The 20023-nt window shown below is 43.7% G+C and carries 18 protein-coding genes and 1 pseudogene; 15 read left to right on the plus strand and 4 right to left on the minus strand.

Translation table 11 applies throughout. From position 1 onward, the window contains the following. Positions 1 to 103 precede the first annotated feature (103 nt). Together APA_RS19090 and APA_RS19095 are read right to left on the minus strand one after the other, a co-directional pair. A complete protein-coding gene (locus tag APA_RS19090) occupies positions 104 to 1105 on the minus strand; it encodes a photosynthesis system II assembly factor Ycf48 (protein ID WP_201323834.1) in 1002 nt (333 codons plus the stop codon). A 133-nt stretch (positions 1106 to 1238) separates the two neighbouring features. Beyond that, entirely contained in the window at positions 1239 to 1625 is a 387-nt protein-coding gene (locus APA_RS19095; RefSeq protein WP_201323835.1) for a rubredoxin, read from the minus strand. 184 nt (positions 1626 to 1809) lie between these two features. Between APA_RS19095 and APA_RS19100 the strand changes: the two genes are divergently transcribed. The 6 genes from APA_RS19100 to APA_RS19125 all read left to right on the plus strand — a co-directional run bounded on the left by APA_RS19100 (position 1810) and on the right by APA_RS19125 (position 6976). After that, positions 1810 to 2322, plus strand: coding sequence for a DUF4365 domain-containing protein (locus tag APA_RS19100; protein WP_201323836.1), 513 nt, complete (start codon positions 1810 to 1812; stop codon positions 2320 to 2322). Then, positions 2319 to 3449 (plus strand): hypothetical protein, encoded by a 1131-nt coding sequence (locus APA_RS19105; RefSeq protein WP_201323837.1) that lies wholly within the window; start codon positions 2319 to 2321, stop codon positions 3447 to 3449. Before APA_RS19100 ends, APA_RS19105 begins: the two co-directional genes overlap by 4 nt. 94 nt (positions 3450 to 3543) lie before the next feature. Beyond that, entirely contained in the window at positions 3544 to 3735 is a 192-nt protein-coding gene (locus tag APA_RS19110) for a hypothetical protein (RefSeq protein ID WP_201323838.1), read from the plus strand. Continuing rightward, positions 3722 to 3919, plus strand: coding sequence for a hypothetical protein (locus tag APA_RS19115; RefSeq protein WP_236579865.1), 198 nt, complete (start codon positions 3722 to 3724; stop codon positions 3917 to 3919). Before APA_RS19110 ends, APA_RS19115 begins: the two co-directional genes overlap by 14 nt. 149 nt (positions 3920 to 4068) lie before the next feature. Further along, the gene (locus APA_RS19120; protein WP_201323840.1) at positions 4069 to 4404 is read left to right on the plus strand and encodes a CU044_2847 family protein; all 336 of its coding nucleotides are present in this window, start codon (positions 4069 to 4071) and stop codon (positions 4402 to 4404) included. Beyond that, positions 4397 to 6976 (plus strand): pentapeptide repeat-containing protein, encoded by a 2580-nt coding sequence (locus APA_RS19125; protein WP_201323841.1) that lies wholly within the window; start codon positions 4397 to 4399, stop codon positions 6974 to 6976. Before APA_RS19120 ends, APA_RS19125 begins: the two co-directional genes overlap by 8 nt. A gap of 374 nt (positions 6977 to 7350) precedes the next feature. Here the strand turns inward: APA_RS19125 and APA_RS19130 are convergent, their stop codons facing one another. Next, positions 7351 to 9375: a S8 family serine peptidase gene (locus tag APA_RS19130; RefSeq protein ID WP_201323842.1), complete on the minus strand. Its 2025-nt coding sequence runs from the start codon at positions 9373 to 9375 to the stop codon at positions 7351 to 7353. A gap of 82 nt (positions 9376 to 9457) precedes the next feature. Here APA_RS19130 and APA_RS19135 point away from each other — a divergent pair, with 82 nt between their 5' ends. The 4 genes and pseudogenes from APA_RS19135 to APA_RS19145 all read left to right on the plus strand — a co-directional run bounded on the left by APA_RS19135 (position 9458) and on the right by APA_RS19145 (position 10477). Then, positions 9458 to 9628 carry a hypothetical protein gene (locus APA_RS19135; RefSeq protein ID WP_201323843.1) on the plus strand — a complete coding sequence of 57 codons (171 nt, stop codon included), beginning with the start codon at positions 9458 to 9460 and terminating at the stop codon, positions 9626 to 9628. Between the two features lie 93 nt (positions 9629 to 9721). Then, positions 9722 to 9909 (plus strand): annotated as a pseudogene (locus tag APA_RS25855) (type II toxin-antitoxin system HicA family toxin). Between the two features lie 3 nt (positions 9910 to 9912). Then, positions 9913 to 10134, plus strand: a complete 222-nt coding sequence (locus APA_RS25285) for a type II toxin-antitoxin system HicB family antitoxin (protein WP_236579868.1) — start codon at positions 9913 to 9915, stop codon at positions 10132 to 10134. A gap of 19 nt (positions 10135 to 10153) precedes the next feature. Continuing rightward, positions 10154 to 10477, plus strand: coding sequence for a hypothetical protein (locus tag APA_RS19145; protein ID WP_201323844.1), 324 nt, complete (start codon positions 10154 to 10156; stop codon positions 10475 to 10477). 90 nt (positions 10478 to 10567) lie between these two features. On the opposite strand, the gene APA_RS19150 is transcribed toward APA_RS19145, so the two are convergent. Next, on the minus strand, positions 10568 to 13099 hold the full coding sequence (locus APA_RS19150) for a CHAT domain-containing protein (protein ID WP_201323845.1): 2532 nt from the start codon (positions 13097 to 13099) through the stop codon (positions 10568 to 10570). Between the two features lie 381 nt (positions 13100 to 13480). On the opposite strand from APA_RS19150, the gene APA_RS19155 reads away from it, so the two are divergent. The 5 genes from APA_RS19155 (at position 13481) to APA_RS19175 (ending at position 20023) form a co-directional block, all read left to right on the plus strand. Then, the gene (locus APA_RS19155) at positions 13481 to 13999 is read left to right on the plus strand and encodes a hypothetical protein (RefSeq protein ID WP_201323846.1); all 519 of its coding nucleotides are present in this window, start codon (positions 13481 to 13483) and stop codon (positions 13997 to 13999) included. Positions 14000 to 14070: 71 nt separating this feature from the next. Next, positions 14071 to 14445 (plus strand): CU044_2847 family protein, encoded by a 375-nt coding sequence (locus APA_RS19160; protein WP_201323847.1) that lies wholly within the window; start codon positions 14071 to 14073, stop codon positions 14443 to 14445. Continuing rightward, on the plus strand, positions 14438 to 15994 hold the full coding sequence (locus tag APA_RS19165; protein WP_201323848.1) for a trypsin-like peptidase domain-containing protein: 1557 nt from the start codon (positions 14438 to 14440) through the stop codon (positions 15992 to 15994). Before APA_RS19160 ends, APA_RS19165 begins: the two co-directional genes overlap by 8 nt. Then, positions 15991 to 18918 carry an AAA family ATPase gene (locus APA_RS19170; RefSeq protein ID WP_201323849.1) on the plus strand — a complete coding sequence of 976 codons (2928 nt, stop codon included), beginning with the start codon at positions 15991 to 15993 and terminating at the stop codon, positions 18916 to 18918. Before APA_RS19165 ends, APA_RS19170 begins: the two co-directional genes overlap by 4 nt. A 67-nt stretch (positions 18919 to 18985) precedes the next feature. Continuing rightward, entirely contained in the window at positions 18986 to 20023 is a 1038-nt protein-coding gene (locus APA_RS19175) for a YhcG family protein (RefSeq protein ID WP_201323850.1), read from the plus strand.

Consider the following 20023-nt stretch of genomic DNA (forward strand, 5'->3'; position numbering starts at 1 on the left):
CCGCAACTCCCTGTTGGTTTTTGGTTTTGCCCTAACTTTTCTAGCTACCAAATCGCCTTAACCTATTTTTTAACAAATAATCTCGCTAAGGGAGGCTATTTATTTAATCTGGAGAATAGGCAAGTAATGTGCCATTTTGTCCAATTACAAAACCGCGATCGCTCGAAAAGAAATAAATCTGATAGAGATTAGCGCCGACGTTCGCCGCAGACATATCACGTTTCCAAGTTTTGCCACCATCTTCACTATGGAGCAATCTTGAACTACCACCTGAGATCCAGATGTTATTTTCATCTTGATAAACAAGATCCAGCAGCCCAAATCCACCCCCTTCTCTAGGAGTTTGCTTTTTCTCCCATGTATCAAATTCACCAACTTCACTAAACTGGACTTGTCCGCCACGATTCAGCATCCAGAGGCGATTATCAGGGGTATACCCCATATTCTGCACGCGGCGAGAGCTATTACGATTGTGTTGAATCCAAGTCATATCACCTGGTTGCCATGTGGAATAAAAGTTGCCATTTGCCGAGATCGCCACATAACGACCATCTTCACTACGGTTGAGGTTGCGAGCATTGCCAACGGCTTGGGTAACTAAGGCTTTCCAATTTTGTCCAGCATCTTCGGTTGCATAGATCGCACCCAAGTCTGTGACCATTTCCGCAGAGTTTCGACCCGAAGCTACGATCGCAAAGGGATCGCCAGGGAGTTTAGAGCTAAGCCCAATCCGTGACCAAGATTTGCCGCTATCAGTGGTATGCAGCAATAGTGCAGGTTGCCCTGTAATCCAGCCTTCAGACCCTGAGAAGCTAACCGATGAAAAGCGATAAATGCTATCACCAAGATCGAGTTTGCGCTCTTCCCAAGTGTTGCCGCCATCGGTGGATTCGAGCAAAGTTGCATCAGTACCAACAAGCCAGCCATGATTAGGCTCAGACTTGTCAAACCATACATCAAGGGGGGTAATTGCAACTGGCAGATCGACTTTGTGCCAACTACCGCTACTTGCAAAGGCAGTAGGCATATTGCCAAATAATGTTAAGCAAATAAGCAATAAACAAATCGAAAAGGAGCTAAGAAAGCGGTTTATGCTTTTTTTCATAAAAATTGGTAAAAATAATGATGGTTGTAATGCTAATTAAAATTGCTAATGAATAGACTAGAAGAACCAATTTTTTTGTGGCGCGGCTTTGCCGCGCCACAAAAAAATTAGTTTTTTATTTTAATGCTAGTCCCTAATCCAAGGCATATAAACTGATAAAGAATGCTACTGCTAAGGCTAAAGAGCCGAATATAAGTATATTTTTTTGACCTGGCGTGAGAACGTTAACACCAAATCCATAGCCGAGGTTTTCGGTAAAGCCTGAGGGCTTGGAGGCAATACCAATATCTGCGAAGGCTTTTTTCTTGGTGTTGCAGACGGGGCAACGCCAATCTTCACTTATGGCTTCAAAGGCTGTGCCAGCAGAGATATTGCGTTTAGGATCGCCGATGGATGGTTCATATATATAGCCACATACCCCACATTCATGGCGGTGTAATTCTTCCTCTATGACTGGGGCAATTACTTCCGCGTTGATTGTTTCTATGTTTTCGGTTTCCGTAGTTATTTCGGGTTCCATAAATTTGAGCGAGTTGATTGGTATATATGCGATCGCTTGTTAATTCTGTTACAAATTATTACATCTTTTTGACAGGCTTGCCTAGTTGCGAAAATCACACAGGTTGCCATAGCGATCGCCCAAAGCTAGCCCAAAGCTATTAGGGGATGTGGCATAATCGCTCTGGCGGGAATTTACAGGTTTCATGGATTTAAGCGCACAAAAAGAGAAATTTAGCGAGGCTTATGTCCTAGCCGTAGCCGCAACCGCAGGTTATGGCACTTATAAACCCAGTCCCGATGACGATAGTGTTGATTTTGGGATCGCGGCGCGGACTCGTCCTCAGCCTAATGGTGTTGTAACAATGCGATCGCCCAGATTGGAACTGCAACTAAAATGCACCGCAGCCCCAACGCCGCTTGGTGATAGCCTCTCATTTCCGCTAAAACTTAAAAATTACGAAGAGCTGCGAGCCGATAATTTTGTCATTCCGCGCATTCTCGTCGTCGTTCTCGTCCCCGATCTTGCTGATGACTGGCTGAAGCATTCTGAAACCGAGCTTTGTATGCGGCGTTGCGGCTATTGGGTATCATTGCGGGGCAAACCCGCGACAAGCAATACAAAAAGCGTTAAAATATCCATACCTCGTCAAAACCAGTTTACCGTTCAAGCTCTACAAGCAATAATGCAGAGACTCGCGAAGGGAGAATTGCCGTGATCCTACAAACTCCAAAAGCGAATACGTTAGAATCCATCCGTCCTGAAACCCTCAGTCAATATCTCAGGGCTAGGGGTTGGCAAGAGTCTGGAGATTTTTTGGGGAATGCTTCTGTGTGGCATCGCGGCGAAGAATTAGAAGTACTGTTGCCCAAAAGCGATCGCCTTCGCGATTATAAAACTAGGGTTCGCGAAATAATCGATGTTTTAGAAATTTCCGAACATCGCGATCGCCAACAAATTTTGAACGATCTCCTCTTACAACCAACTGACCTAATTAAAATCCGTATCGACAGTCCAGATATTATTGGCGGCACGATTCCGATTGATGAAGCCGTACGGCTATATGAAGCAACTTCTAAAATCATGAAGTTTGTCGCTTCTGCAACTATCGAGCCGCGTTCCGTTTATCGCGGCGGCATGTTTGCCGAAGTAAGAGAATATCTGCACGAACTCCGCGTGGGCGAAACACAACAGGGTAGTTATATTATCAACGTTCTATCGCCAATCATGCGAGAGCATGAGAACTTCGGGCGCAAGGTTAATCTCTCTCTAAATAGAGCTTTAACTGCAATTAACTCGACTACCAAAGATGTCTTGGCGGGAAGTAATATCGATATTTTTGAGCAGTCTGTCGAATCTGGGGTTAGTTCCAATTTGTGCGATGCTCTTTTGGAGGTTGGCAATTATACCGATCTACAAGATCTCAGCTTTCGCTGGCAATGGTCGCCGATGTGGGATGCGCCTGCGATCGCTAAGGAAAAGTTGGCTCTCTCTAAGCAAACTTTTCCTGTTCTCAAGGAGGCTAGCAAGCTTCTCAAAAGCAAAGATATCATTCGCAAACGTTCCGAAACTAAAATTCAATCACAGAGTAGCGATCGCCTTACTCCGATCTCAGGTAAGGTGATTGGTTTGACGCGCCGTGATGATGCGACGGTGGCTAGCGTGACGATTTTGGCAAAAATAGAAGGAAGCGATCGCGAGTTGCAATTGGAACTGAGTGAAAGTTTTTACGCAAAAGCTGTTCACGCCCATTTAGCCCGACGCAAAATCTCTTTCTATGGTGAAGTTGTAATAAACGGCGAGGCGATCGCAGTTCGTAACGTTCGAGATTTGCGTGTAGTGTAGCTATAGATTTTTTGCTATTTAAAATCTATACAGATCTAGCGGGGTGATACAAAAGATCGCTTAAAGTAAGGCATGTCAAATTTATCCGCCTATCATGCCAACTGTAGATCAAGCGATCGCCTGTGTTAGAGTTTGCCAAATGCTCTCAAACGGCTATCAACCGATACATATATTTCGCTATAATACTAATACTAGTACAATTTTCATTTTGGCTGGCGTAACCGAAAGTCTAGAAGTTTTAATTTTTTCTGATGGTCAATGGAGGTTTAATGATGATGAAGCCTGACTTTAGTAAGATGACTCGTCAAGAATTACGAGCTTATATTTTGGCTAATCGCGAAGATGATGAGGCGATCGCGGCTTTAATTCAACGCGGAAATCCCAATAGTCCCAAATTCCCTTTCCCAAAAAACGACGTAGATTTAAAAGAAATGCAAGAAATTCTTAGAGATAAATTGAGTCACAGATAAGTGTTTTGGAGGATAACAAAATAGCGGTCGTTTTGCACTAAAATCCTGTTGATATTTCTCAGTACGTCTTCTTTAACTAATTGATTAAGCTCTCGCCTCAAGCGTGTAAAATCAAAATCTAGCGCTTTAGTAATTGAGAGCAGTAAATTATGGCAAATGATGACGATCTGACTCAGACTATTCCTGTACAACTGGAAGATGGAACGACAATTCTGGTTGAGGTAACGCATACTGGACGGCAAGATGTGGCAAATGAAGCCAGTAAGTTTAAAGCGGTAACTGATGCGCTCGGCGGAATTGTCCAAGCGATCGCTGAGCCGATTAACCGCGCAAAACCGTCTAAGGCGACGGTGAAGTTTGGCATGGAGTTAGCGGTTGAGGTTGGTCAATTAACAGCCGTACTGGTCAAAGGCAGTGGTAAGGCAAATCTAGAAATTTCGCTGGAATGGACAAAGGAAGCAGGGACGGTGAAAACCATTGGCTAGTCTCAATCCAGATAATCTCAAGACTTGTACTGTAAAGCTAAGTATTGATAATACTCACGGTACAGGTTTCTTTGTGGCGGCGGGGCTAATTTTGACCTGTCATCATGTGGTTAAAAATGCTGGCGATCGCCCGATTAAGGTGAGATGGCAAAACCAAGAGGATTTTGCAGTGGCGAAGGTTTTGCAGTCCTTTCCCGATCCTGTCGATCTGGCTTTGTTGCAATTTGAGACGGTGGAAGCTTTAGCTTGTGTGGAGTTGGATGGGGCGATCGCAGCTTTTGACGATCTTTTTGCCTATGGCTATCCTGATGTTGATCCAAATGGTGCGGGTGTGGTGTTGCGGTGCGATGGGCTGAATGGTGATCAGCCGCCGAAGATCAAGTTTAGTGATGGCAGAGTGCGCTCGGGGTTAAGTGGTGCGCCGTTGCTCAATCCTGCTACGGGTATGGTTTGCGGTGTTGTTAAGTATACAGAAGATCGCAGTTTGCCTTTGGGTGGTGGTGGGATTCCGATCGCGACAGTTTTTGAATATTTTCCCTATCTTGCTAATCTCAATCGTCAGTTTCACCAGCCGCAATGGGGAGATGTTAATCCTTATAAGGGGCTTGCCTATTTTGAAGATGACGATGCGCGGTTCTTTTTTGGGCGGACAGCACTAACGGATTCATTACTGGATCACCTTGAGCAAAATAATTTTCTAGCCTTGTTGGGAGCTTCGGGTAGTGGCAAATCTTCGGTATTACGAGCAGGATTGCTGAACCAATTACGACAGGGGCAAATATCGGGCAGCGATCGCTGGGAATTGCAGGTGATGTTACCGACCGAGCGTCCACTCAACAGTTTGGCTAATACATTTGTCAGTCCAGAGTTAGAGCGTGAAGATCGTGCCATTAGCTTAAACAAGATAGAAGAACTAATTGCAAAACAAGGTGATAAAAAAGATGGGTTGCGGCAATTGGTACAAACATCAGCAGCGCCCCGTGTGATCTTGGTTATCGATCAATTTGAGGAGTGCTTTACTCTGTGTCAAGATTTACAGGAGAGAGAACATTTCTTTGGTCTGCTATGGAAAGCTCTAGAACTTCCAAAGGATAAATTTTGTCTAGCGATCGCTATGCGTGCAGATTTCTTTGGGAAATGTGTGGAACGGGAATATGGAGGACTATCGAAACGGATTGCGGAGCATTTAGTACCAGTGACTCCGATGAATGATGATGAGTTGCGAGAGGCGATCGATGAACCTGCGAAGACTGTCGGTTGCGAAGTGGAGCCAATTTTGAGAGAGGAGATCGTGCGTGATGTGGCGGGTGCGCCTGCGAATTTGCCTTTGATGCAGTTTGCGCTTTCGGAGCTGTGGCAGTCACGAGATGTCAATCGCTTGACTTTGCAAGCCTATAAGCAGAAGTTAGGAGGGATTGCAGGGGCATTAGAGAAGAGGGCAAATGCGGTTTATGCTCAGTTTACGGATGAGTTAGACCAGAGGGCAGTGAAACATATCTTTTTGTCGCTGACGCAGTTGGGTGAGGGTACGGAAGATACGCGCCGCCGTGCGGTTTTAAGAAATTTACCAACGGAAATGCTTCCTTTAGAGGTAATTGAGAAGGCTGTCAAAAAACTTGCCGATGAGAAACTGGTGGTAACGACTACGCTGACTGAGAAAGATGGAAAACCACAAAAAGATGCGATCGTGGATGTAGCGCATGAGACGCTAATCCGTCGATGGACGCAGTTGCGAATGTGGCTAGATGAAAATCGGCAATCTTTGCGACAACAGAGGAAGCTTGAGGAGCGGGCTGAAGAATGGCAGCAACTAGGTAAACCCAAAGACTATTTGATTCAGGGCTTGCCTTTGCGAAATGCTATTCAATTTAGTCGAGAAACCACGTTGTCAAGCTTGTTACAAGAATTTATTAATCAAGGTCAACGGAAACAGATAATATCTCGTATCCTAACGATTGGTCTGTTAGGAGTTCCATCTATTATGCTTTTTATACTTTTACCCTTCTGGGTTGTCATTCAATCATCTTCTTTCATTACATCAAAAAGCTGTATTTCTAATCCTAATGCAAGAATTTACCTTCAGATTTTGATGTTAACTGGTTTTAAAAAACAACTAAAAGGGGCAAACATTTGTAATCAAACATTATTTGGTATCAATCTAAGTGGCGCTAGATTAGAAGGAGCAAATCTTGATGAATCAAACTTTTCTGGTGCTAATTTTAGAGGAGTTAGCTTGGAGGATGCTAGGCTTAGAAGAGCATATATTACAAAAGCTAATTTGGAAGGATCTTTTCTAGTAAGAGTAAATTTTGAAGGTACAGATCTCGAAGGTTCTTCTTTAGCAGGATCACACTTAGGGAAATCAAGTTTTAAAAATACCAATCTTAACAATGTCAATCTTAAAGGTGCAATTCTTATGCAGACTGATCTCAAAAATGCTCTTAACCTAACTACAGAGCAAGTTAATCAAGCTGTACTTTGTCAAACTCAAATTCCAAGTTACATTAAGATAACTGACACAGACAGGGATTGTAATACTAAGGATTTTAAGAATTTTCGCTTGTTAGAGTGAGTCAAGTTAATCTCTTGAAAATCACTTAATAATTGCTTTTTCCCAATCAGGTAAGATGTTGTTTGTCTTAATCCCACATTCCGCTTTTGAAAATATGACAAAAAAATAATTGAAATTTAAAACGCAGATATAGTAATAATTTCATTATTTTATCTTCTCAAAATATAAATTATTTATTATACTTTGCACGGGCTTAACTTATACTTTTGCTGTCTATGTATAATTGTATGTAATCACCTAAAAAAGCTCAGGCTTTACCCGTGCGAAGTATAGCGATAAGAACAGACTATTGCTAATAATATGATCTAAGGTCGCTGAAATCCTTATTATTTCGTTGTACTTTGAGATTCCATTACTAGCGGAATGCAGGTTAATTAAAACTCAAATGTACAGTTGCCATATTCGTCACATCCGAACAAATTAAAATTCTTACCTTCTACTTTTCTACTAAATTCGCCCAGTGCTTCGATCGCTTGTTCTGCAATATCTTCATCAGTGCTACTCATTGCAATAATCAAGACTTTTGTAGCTAGTTCTTGCTGCTTTTGAATCTTGAGTAGACTTTTTGCTGCAAAAATATGTTTCTTAGTGATTTCTGAAATTTCTTCTTCTGCTACTTTGGCAGTAACCTTTGCAGTTTTCCTTTTAACAGCTTTTAAGCTCTTTAGAGAATTGGCAAGGGCTAAAATGGCATCTGTCTGTGGCGATCGTTCTACAAAGTTAGCCGTAGTAATTCTCAATTCAACAGCTTCTACTAGATCATTATCAATAAACTCCGATTTAAGAACTGCATCAAATCTTGCTTGAATCTCATCAAGTTTAGCTTGAAGTTTTGGGAATTGATTAGACATGGGTTTACTCTTTTTTATTTTTGAAGTTGTATTGGAAAAACTTGGATTTTGGGATGCACAGCGATCGCAGCATTGACCAGTATCCAAAACTTTTGCTGCCCTCACTGCTGCCTCTGCATCCGCCAAACCGTAACCTGTCGCTAGATCCACTCCCACACGGGCAGATAAACCACCACTAGCAGGATTACTCGTACCATCAACAACATCATTAGCAGTTTGTTGCAAAACTTGCTTTACTTGTGCTGGTGATAAGTTTGGTGCAACCTGTTTGATTAAAGCGCAAATACCAGCTAACTGCGGTGCAGCAGCAGAAGTACCGCTAAACGCTGCCCATCCGTCTGTGGAATGCGTACCATCCTTAACATTAGCAAGATCCCGATCAATTAAACTATTAGGAGGAACAGGCAACATAATATAAGTGCCGTATGGCAGTTGACCGACCAAACCGCAAACATCGGGAACACGACGACCCGCATAAATTGGACTGACAAACCCACTAGCATAGTTGCTTGCTTCCAATCTTCCCTTTAATGCACCATCTAAATGCTTATATGCACCTCCTGCGGCAATTACATCTGGATGCTGTGCAGGAAACCCCCAATGTCCATTCCCTGCCGAAAAAATGACAATGATTCCCTGCTTAACTGCATCTGCGATCGCGGCGGCTAGAGCTTGATGAGAAGCAAGCAATTGCGAATTTCTTAGATCCAATCCCCAACTACAGGAAATAATATCTGGTTGCAGAGCCACAGCTTTTTTAAAAGCAGCGATCGAGTTGATACCTTTAGGTTCACCATCAATTATTACGTCAGCTTTAACCATCGTTAGCTCAACCTCAGGCGCTAATGCAAATATATTTGCAGATTCACCAGTGCCATGACCACGATCATCTTGAAAAGGTTCATCTGAACCAAAAACAGGGATAACATTCACTTTGTAATTATTCTGTCTGAAAAACGGATGGGGATACCAACCCGTGTCAACCATTGCAACTTTTACACCCTTACCTTTGATACCAGATCGATGGACTAAAGTTGCATTTAATTCTTGCGCGATCCCATCTGGGACAGATAAGTATTTTTTGCTTATCGGTGGTGGCAATGGGGAAGGAACACTATGAGAAAAATAGTATGTAGGTGAGTTGATAGCAATACCGTCTAAAAACTCGTCCCATCTCGTAGTAGAGGTATCAATCTCGCCAAAGGGCTTGTCATCAAATGAATTAATAAAGGTCGCTGTTGATCGCAGTCCTAACTCTTTGATCACGTTACACTCAACTGTCTCAAGTGTAGTCTGTAGTGATCGTTCATAGACCTCAGGCGCAGCCACAATACTGATCGAGGTTTTATCAATGGCTAAAACTTCAAATCCTGCATCCTGTAAACGTCTAGCTGCCGCAATCAGTAAGTTTGGCTCTGCATAAAATTGACTAACATTGGCACTAGTGACAAGATGAGACTGGGATAGTAGGCGTGCACCACTGCGCGATCGCACGATCGCCTCGGCATAGATTTTTGCAGGTAAGTTTGATGAAATTCTCTCAGTCATATCAATGCCAAGGTTTTCATCATTATTGTGGTTACCTAATAATAAACTACTTGAAGTAACCTCAATTATTTATTGAATTGAAATGGAAATACCATTGCATTCAGTGCCATATTCCCATGGACAAAAATTTCTCTCTGCCCAGATCGCCGACTTTTTCTTTGAGTTGCAGATCAATTTTGTAAGGTGTAGAAAAAGTCGGCGATCTCAATCTCTGCATCCTCGACCATCTGTTTCTGACTATGGCAAAATATGAAGTAGCGATCAATTTAGTTGATAAGTGAATATATGGTGATATTTTTTCGGGACAACGTAACAGAAAGCTCGAAAATATGAGGGCTTTTAACTTGTGAAGATGCGTGATGTATTAAAAACGTTAGAAGCAGATGATTGGGTTATTGTCAGAGCAAAAGGAAGCCATCGACAACTAAACATTTAACAAAATCAGGTACAGCAACAGTTGCTGGTAAACCCAGCGTCGATGTACCAATTGGAACTTTAAAAAGTATTTGGAAACAAGCACAAATTGAGGAATAGATTATGAAATATGCAGTAGTAATTGAAACTGGTGAAACTAGCTATGGGGCTTATGTTCCCGATTTACCTGGTTGTGTAGCTGTCGCTGAAACCGTCGATGAAGTCAGAACTCTGATCCAAGAAGCGATCGCTTTTCATTTAGAGTCTCTCGCTGAAGATGGGATGCTAATCCCAAAGCCAAAAACGCTATGCGAATATGTCGATCTTGACCTATTGATTGCTTAAAAAAAGCACAGTAAAACTCATGACTAAACCACCACTCCCCCAACCCCAACTCGATCGCACCCCAATCACCTCCGATCAGTACTTTGAATACACACCCGAAAAGCTAGAACTATGGGACGGCTTCTATGAATATGGAGGTCAAGACTTCACAGGCTTTTATCTTGGCATCTTGGCAAATATGGGACTACGCGAAGCCGTGCGTCATGTGCCGATGTCCAAATGGCTAGAAGCAATTCAAGAAGTTGCCTTACAAAACCCTAAACTCGATGAAGCAATGCGCGATCGCCTCAACCGAGGCTTAGCAGATTTGCAGGCAGTTGCAGAGCATTTACAGGAAGGGTAAAAGACAAAATCAAATACCCGATTTTTATCAAGACATCTTATTCAATACTTCGGACATTTTTTGAAAAGTAGACAAAAAAGCTATTCATCTCTATAAACCATTGCCGATCGCTAAAAATGCTGACCAATAATTGGGGTGGTCATACTCTTTAGAGCGGATTTGTGAAATTTGGGCTTTGCGTAATGCTTCTGTAATGGTTACATCTCCTTTTAGAAGCTCTCTATAAAAGGCAGTCATTAGAGCTTGTGTCCCCTGATCCTTCACGCTCCAGAGAGAGGCGATCGCATTTTTTGCACCTGCTTTTTGAACTTGGTAGCCAAAGCCCAAAATCTCCACTCCATCTCCAAGTTTGCCAACTCCAGTTTGACAAGCACTCAACACAATTAAATCTAGATTTGGAATTTGCCAATTGGTGATTTCATTGAGGCTGATTTTGTCGCCATTACCAAAAATGATGTAGGAATTTTCTGGTGTACCAGTATTAAACTCAGCATGGGTCGCAAGGTGGAGAATATTGTGATTTTTGAATTTTGATTCGATGGCTTGGCGGCTAAAGTTTTCTTCAGTTAAAGTAATAGAATTTTTAAAGGGATCAATGATTGATTGGACTTCTTTAATCGTTGCTGGCAGAGCAATTTGCCCAAATTTTCGCTCACCTGTTTTACCGCCAAATGCTCCTGCAAGGATGCTAGGCTGAGATTTGGATCGCGGCGAAAAATCGGACAGAATATAGGCAATGAGATTACTGATGCGATATTTTTCAATTAGCCACTGTTTGCCATCATACAGCGCCGCCAAAGGAACATAGCGTAGTCGTCCATCGGGGGCATAGAGGATTGTTTCGGCTTTTGCTTGGGTGAGTTCTGTCTCAATAGGTTTAATCAGCAAATTGTAGAGTTCTTTAGCAGGTTCCGTGACATCTTCAGAGCCAGCATCAAGGAGTCCACTTCTGAAATCAACAATTAGTCTTTCTAGCTTTTCTTGAGAGATTTTCACAGTGCGACTAATCGGTATAGTATTCGCAGAAAAGAGCACTAACTCTAAGCGATCGCTAAGAATTAGAGGATAGAGTAAGACAGTACCTTGAGGGATTTGTTTAAGATAATCGGGAACTTTATTAATCTCTGATTTAGGAAGTTGTTGAATCTGATTGGCAAGTTGGCGATTGAGTTCGGGGATTTGCTCTTTGCTAATGCCTGAGAGCTGAGCGCTAATCGTCTTTTCTGGCTCCAGCATCCTTATCCCTTGCGCGGTTTGATCGTTCCCTTTAATGTTTTTGAGATAGTCTTCCAGCTCTTGGACTTTGAGCAAGTCTAGAACTTGGATCGCCTCGATCACACGTCCTTGATTGAGCAGGAGAGCCGCGAGACTGCGATAGCGATCGCCTACTGTCTGCAAATAGGATTGACGTTCTTCTTTAGCTAAACCGCGAATATCTTTGCGAATTGCTTCCGTAATACTAATGGAAGACTTATAGAAAGCGATCGCTAAGCTAGACTGATTTAGATTAGTTAGGGCAGCAGCAATCTCTGCGTTTGCCTGTGCTTCACCTTTGCGTTCGCCAATTTGGCGGACAACTACGAGATGTTGCTGATATAAATCTAATGCTTTTTCGTATTGTTTAAGCGAATAGTAAGCATTACCAAGATTCCCTAATGTTGCGCCTTCCCCTTGACGGTCTTTAATGGTTTGCACAATCTCTAAGGTCTGCTGCAAATAATCAATGGCTTTTTGATGTTGCCCGATCGCATTGAAAGCATTGCCAAGATTCCCTAATGCCGTGGCTTCTCCATTGCGATCGCCGATTTGCTTATAGATTACTAGAGCCTGTTGATAAACCTCAATCGCTTGCTGGTATTTGCTTAAGTATGTATAAGTATTACCTAAATTCTCTAGGGCTTTACCTTCACCGCGCCGATCGGCGATCGCTCTTACAAGAGTTAAGCTCTGCTGGAGCCAGTCTACAGCTTTTTGATATTGACCTAAATAGGCATAGGTATTACCAATGTTTCCAAGTGCATAAGCTTCTCCTTGACTATCTCTTATATTTTTTGTAGCTGCTAAGTATTGCTGATAGAAGTCTAGAGCCTTTTGATACTGCCCCAGAGCTACGTAGTCATTCCCTAAAAGACCAAGAATGAGGCTTTCACCTTGGCGATCGCTGATTTCGCGAGCAATTGCTAGTCCCCGTTGATGGCTATCAATTGCTTTTTGATATTGTCCTAAAGCAAAATAAGCTGCTCCTAGATTGTTGAGTAATTTAACTTCTAAAAGCGGAATGCCCAATTGCTTTGCAATTTCAAGGCTTTTACCAAAAGTATTAATGGCATTATCAAATTGACCAAAAATCAAGTAGATATTCCCTATCAATAGTTGAGCATTGGCTTGACTGGGATAGTCGTTGATTTCTTGATAAATCTGTAATGCTTGTTCTGCGGATTGCAAGGCTTCACGAAATTGGCTCACCTGAGCTTGTTGAAGTCCTTGATTGAATAACCGATCTGCTTCAATTTTGCGCGATTGAATAGGCTGAGCTTGCACAGTCATGGGCGACAGATCGGATGACCAACCCAAAGTCCCAGTTAAGGCAAAAATTGCGATCGCGTATAACCTAGAAGCCATAACATCACCTTTATTCCTATAAAGAATTCTATCGCTGCTCCAGTAAATATGCGTGTAGATACAAGATTATTGTTTTTCATGAAGTATATTGGCTAATGAAACCTCAAAAAAAGCAAAGCGTCTGCGTAGCAGCGCTTTGCTTTTTTTTGAGGTTTGCCAAGTTACTTACTGATGTTACGCAGAACGCAGATGATGAATCTCTTGCTGCTAGCGAGGCAGGGCAACCACGGGGGGATTGCCCCTACCTAAAAAATTCGTGTTCTGTAGGGGCTGTGCCCCCGTGCCAGCCCTAAACCTCTGCTATCGCAGGAATTCAATCTGCGTAAGGTGAGTTACTTACTCATGTAGGATTGCTGTAACCCTAAAATATAGTTAACGAGCGTGCAATCTTCTCATCCTATTGCGATCGCATCAGATCATCTATCCGTAGCCGATCGCATCGAATCTTTTAAAGCAGGTTTTCTCGGTGCGATCGCTAGTGTGTTCGCATTTTTTGCGATCTCGACACTACATTACGTTTTGCATCATTTTTTGCAGAATTTTTTGACTGTGCAACTAATCAGCAGTTTTGAGCTTGGCAATCCTTTCATTTTGCTAATTAAGCTAGGTATGATTGGTTTTTCAGGTTTTTTGTTTGCAGTCACCTATCGCTACATTGTGCGGCGCGATCGCAACTCCCATCTCAAATCGGGGGCGATTTTAGCTTTTGCCTGTATCCGTGGTTTTGCCACAATTGATCGCGATCTCCCTGCACTAACGCTGTTGCCCTTAGTCCAAATGGCTTTAGCGATCGCGATCTTGTTACTCGAAAATATCTTCTGGCTTGCGATCGTGCAAAGTATTCTCGAAACTGCAATTCAGCACAAATGGATCGCTGCTTTTGGTTCAGCAAAAGATTGATTTACCGATATGCTAGTTCTCGAAAGTGTAAAATCAAAATCTAGCGCTTTAGTAATCGAGAGCAGTAAATTATGTCAAATGATAGCGATCGCATTCAGACTATCCCCGTACAACTGGAAGATGGAACAACAATTCTGGTTGAAGTAACGCAAACTGGGCGTGAAGATGTGGCAAACGAAGCCAGTAAGTTTAAAGCGGTAACTGATGCGCTCGGCGGAATTGTGCAGGCAATCGCTGAGCCGATTAACCGTGCAAGACCGACAAAGGCGACTGTCAAGTTTGGCATGGAGCTAGCCTTGGAATCGGGCAAGTTAACAGCAATACTGGTGAAAGGTACGGGAAAAGCTAATCTGGAAATCACGCTGGAATGGAGTAAAGATACGTCGAGTCCCAAGTCGTCCAGTGAAACGCCTACAACTACTGGGGAAATAAAGCCAAGTGTTTAGCCAGAGAGCCGATGAAAGATTGCAAGCCTGTACTGTAAAGCTAAGCGTAAATGGCAGTCATGGTTCGGGCTTTTTTGTCGCGCCAAGATTGATTCTTACCTGTCATCATGTGGTGAAAAATGCAGGCAATCAACCGATCGCAGTACGGTGGCAAGATCGAGATGACTTTACAACAGCAGATATTTTGTACGCTCATCCCGATCCTATCGATCTTGCTTTGCTGCAATTCCAGACTGAAGAATTGCATCCTTGTGTTGAGTTCGATGAGAATATTGAACCGTTTGACGATCTCCATATTTACGGCTATCCCAATGACTATCCTAATGGTGCACCTGTTGGACTGAGGTGTGATGGGTTTACGGGAGATTCACCACGTAAAGTTATTTTTAGCGGAGACAGAGTAGTTCGCCCCGGACTCAGTGGCTCACCGTTAATGAATTGGCGAACAGGGAAAGTTTGCGGTGTTGTTAAATATACAGAAGATCGTAGTTTGCCTTTGGGTGGTGGTGGAATTCCCATCAAGACAGTTTTGGAATATTTTCCCGATCTTGCGACTCTAAATCGTGAGTTTCACCAGCAGCAACGGGGTGATGTCAATCCGTTTCAGTATGGTGCGCCTGTGTCGCCCGATCGCTTTTATGGTCGGGTGAGTGCGATCGCGGATGTCAAAAATCGGATTGGGGCAATTTCGGCGCAATGTGTGAATATTGTCGGGTTGCGACGTAGTGGGAAGAGTTCGTTTTTGCGTTATATCAAGGAGCGTCCGCAGGTTTTCTTTCAGGATTCGCAACAGCCGTTAATTGTGTTGTTGGATTTGCAAGATGCTAGGTTTCATGAGCCATCAGGGATGATGGAGGGTTTGCGGCAAAACCTACGAAGACAGATGGGAATGGAGCCTTGGACAAAGGCTGATAATGACGATCCCTATGCGATCGAGGATGCTTTGTTGGCATTAAAAGAGCGCGGGTATCGGTTGATTGTGATGTTGGATGAGTTGGAGCGGATTGGGGTGCGGTTGGATAGGTTTCAAGATTGGGGTGAGGATTGGCGCTCAAAGGCTTCGGCAGGTTTGTTTGCTCTGGTGGTAGCGAGTCGGCATCCACTTAGTGAGATTTATGGCAATTTGGGGTTAACTTCGCCATTTGGGAATATTTTTAGTACGACGGTGTTGGGGGCGTTGGAGGTTGAGGTATGGGAGAAGTTATTGCGGGATGGGTTTTCTAGTTATGGGGCAGATATGCTGAGGTTGATTGATGATTTGGCGGGGCGGTTGCCTTTTTATACGCAGATGGCGGCGGCGTTAATTTGGCAGCATGGTGATGTGGAATTGGTAAAAAGAGAGTTTTTGTTTCAGGTGGCTCCGCGTTGGGGGGAGCTTTGGGATGAACTGTCTGATTTGGAACGTCATGCTTTGAGAGTGGTGGTGGGGAAATCAGGAAGTGCGGCGGCTCCTGTGACGCGGGATTGGTTGCAACGGTATGGGTTATTGGGAACTAATGGGGAGTTGTTTAGTGATGTGTTTGCGGAGTTTGTGCGAGGTTTGCGATGAGTGATGCTCTGAAGTTGTGGCTGAGGGAGAGTTGGGAGTTATGGTATTGGGCGATGTTTTGTCCTTCTCGGTTGCAGGAGAGGATGAATGAGTGGAGTCCTGCTAAGGAGCGTGATGGTGTTCGACCAGATACAACTTTCCGAAATATTCTCTGGAATAGAATCAATTGGCGCTTTTCATTGCAATTTATCCAAGTTTCTTGCTGGTTCAGTTTGCCTCTTGTTGCCTTAATTCTCATCTATAGCCGATTTTGGGATTTGTTACTATTACCTATCATTTTTTTAACAGCTTATTGTAGTGGAGGGCTTTTGAATTTTCTCATTGGTTTAAATGTTCCATTAATTTTTATTCTAATTTATTTTTCAAAGCCTACTTTTTTTGTTACTGGACTGACTAAAGCTATGACAACTTTGCCACCATTACCACAGATTGGCATAGGGCTATTAGTTGTCACTCTAGGACTAGTTATCACCAATTTTTTAGTGCCTTTGAGTTTAACCCGTAATCTAATTTTAGCCAGAAGTTTATTGGTATTTGGATCTACCCTAAGTGTTTTCAGTGGTAGTTGGATCAGTAGTCAAAACTTGCTGTTTACTTCAGCAACTGCTGGTTTCGTAGGTTTATTTCTGTTTTTTATACGAGATAATATTGATATTAATATTAATTCAAAAAATGATGCTTTCGTCGTTCCTTTCGTCGGTGCGGTAGGCGTTGCTTTCGGCGTTGCTTTCGCAGTTGCTTACGGCGTTGCTTTCGGCGTTGCTGTCGACATTGCTGTCCTCGTTGGGGGTAAAGTTGACGACGTTGCTTTCGTCGCTGCTTTCGGCGTTGCTGTCCTCGTTGTGAGCGGCGTTGCTTTCGTCGTTGCTTTCGTCGTTGTGGGCGGCGTTGCTTTCGTCGTTGCGGTCATTGTGTTCAATGTCGGTGCGGGCGTTGTGAGCGTTATTTTTGGCGTTGGTCTCGTCGTTGTTTTCGTCGTTGCGGGCAGCGTTGCGGGCAGTGTTGCGGGCGGCGTTGCCAGTATAAGTACTATAGTTTTACCTATATTTTTATGCCTCTGCTGGCTAGTTGGGGCGAGTCTTTCTCCCAATAGACAAAGATGGTTAGGATTAATTGCTGCTGCTATGATGTGTGCTTTGAGAATAGAATATCAAGGTGGGGAAGCATTGTTATCCATCCCAATTACATTAATCGGTTACTATAGGTTCTTTCCCGACTTTAGCCTCTTTACAGCCTTGACCCTACCAACAATTTCTATCTTTCGCCGCATCAAACCTAATCCATTTCAACTTTTACGCCTATTACCCCCATTCACCAGCGAATTACTCTGGCTCCCCTTACCCAATCACGATCGCCTCATCATCACCGCCTTTCGTCAAAATCCCCTAGAAGCAATCCCAATTTTTCAATCCATCCAAAAACAACCCCTCTATGGATTTCAACAAACAATTAAAAATGCCTTACCACAACTAATCGCCGATCAATTAATCACCGTTCAAACCATTTCCGAACTCATCACCACAGCCACACCAAACCACGCCATCTTACCCCTACTCGTTCCATCCCTATACCAAACCGAATTAGTAGATCCCCAATCCCTCAATGTTGAACTTCTCCCCACCTTCCAAAAATATGCTCAAAATACCGATGCAGCCCTCCAAGCAGGAAGTATTGCCCTCCGCGAACGCGGCTTAGAACGCATCCTTGACCAACTATCCACATTAAATTCCCAACTCTCAGGACTAGTCAAAAGCAAATCCATCCCACGCTGGCAAAACGTAATCAAACAATGGCAAACCATCATCCAGCAAGAACTAGAACAACTCCAACGCCAATCCCAAGGCGAAATCCTTAACCCCTTTCAGTATGGCAATCCCCTCACCCGCGACAGAGCGCAACTATTTAAAGGACGTTCCGCCTTTGCCGATCAAATCGTCCGCCAAATCCTCGATCGCAACCGTCCCACCATTATCCTGCATGGTCCCCGACGCTGTGGCAAAAGCTCCTTCCTGCTCAACCTACCGCGCCTCCTAACCAGTGACGTTTTGCCCGTATACATCGACCTCCAAAGCCAATCCGCCAGCCAAAGCGAAGCCGACTTCTGCTTCACCATCGTTCGCGCCATCCACCGCGATGCCCGTAGCCAACAGGTACTCCTACCCGCCCCACCCAAACGCGAAGAATTTCGCCTCAGCCCCTACACCCAACTCGAAGACTGGCTCGACACCGCCCTAACCCAATTAGGCGACAGACGTATCCTCCTGAATATCGATGAATTTGAAGCGATCGGCACAGCAATGGAACAGGGACGCATTAGCACCAATCTCTTTGATGAACTCCGCAGCCTCATCCAACATTGGGATCGCCTCAGTTTCCTCTTCTCTGGAGTCCAAACCCTAGACGAACTCGGAACCAATTGGAGCAGCTACTTCATTAGCGCCATGCCCATCGAGATGACCTACCTCAACCCCAACGAAGCCAGAGAACTGCTCCTAAATCCCGATCCCGAATTCACCCTCGCATACGACACAGGCATCGTTGACCAAATCCTCACCCTCACTCGTTGCCATCCCTACCTCCTCCAACTCCTCGGCTGGGTACTCGTGCAACTAGCCAACACCACCCACACCCAACTCGTCACCCCCACCCTCCTCCAATCCGCCATTCCCGAAGCCTACATCAACGGCATCGGCTACTTCACCAACGTCTGGGAACAGTTCACAGGCACAACCCCCACCGAAATCACCGCAGGTCAACAACAACTCCTAGCCCTAGCCCAAGGACAACAACCCCACCCCACCAACGAGTCAGCCCAAAAATCCCTACAAAGAATGCTTCGCTATCACATCATCGAAAAAATCAATAACCAGTACAAATTTGAAGTCCCCTTAATCGAACGCTGGGTCAGAGAGAAGTCAATCTGAATATTTGCTAGCCTATGGCAAAATGTGAAAGTAGCGATCGCCGTTGCAATATTCCATTCTCAGATTTATGCCTAATCAAATTGTCCCCGCAGACTACGAGCAACTATTGCGAGAACTAAAAAATCGCATCCGTTCAGCACAAATTAAAGCAGCCTTAGCCGTAAACCGAGAATTGGTATTACTCTATTGGCAAATAGGGCGCGAAATTTTGCAGCGACAGGGGCAAGAAGGATGGGGAAGCAAGGTAATCGATCGCCTAGCCAAAGATCTCAAACAAGAATTTCCCGAGATGAAGGGCTTTTCTCGTACAAACTTGCTTTATATGAGAGCTTTTGCTGAAGCTTGGGTAGACGAGCAAATAGTCCAACAGGTTGTTGGACAAATTCCTTGGGGACACAATCTACGGTTGTTGGACAAAGCAACTGGTTACAAAGAAAGGCTTTGGTATGCTCAACAGGCGATCGCCAATGGTTGGAGTCGTGCCGTATTAGAACACCAGATTGAAACAAAACTCTATCAAAGACAAGGTAAAGCAATTACCAATTTTGATTTAACCTTGCCCCAGCCACAATCCGATTTAGCACAACAACTGATTAAAGATCCCTACACATTTGATTTCTTAACTTTGGCGCAAAATGCTCAGGAGCGAGATCTAGAGAAAGCTTTACTTGAGCGCATTCGTAGTTTTCTATTGGAACTTGGGACAGGATTTGCTTTTGTTGGTAGTCAGTACCATTTGGAAGTAGGCGGCGATGATTTTTATATTGACCTGTTGTTTTACCATCTGAAACTGCGCTGCTACATTGTCATTGACCTAAAGACGACAAATTTCAAACCTGAATATTCAGGCAAAATGAGCTTCTATGTATCTGTAGTCGATGATTTGCTGCGGCATCCTGACGATAAACCGACAATTGGCATCATCTTGTGCAAGTCACGAAATCAAACAGTCGCGGAATACGCGCTACGAGATGTAAACAAACCCATTGCAGTTTCTCAATACAAGCACGAGTTACCAGCATCTTTGCAGAATGTCTTACCAAGCATCGAACAATTAGAAGCAGAGTTAGCAACGATTGAAATGATAGAAAGCGATCGCCTATGA

It is taken from the genome of Pseudanabaena sp. lw0831 (genome assembly GCF_016584665.1).
Lineage (GTDB): Bacteria > Cyanobacteriota > Cyanobacteriia > Pseudanabaenales > Pseudanabaenaceae > Pseudanabaena.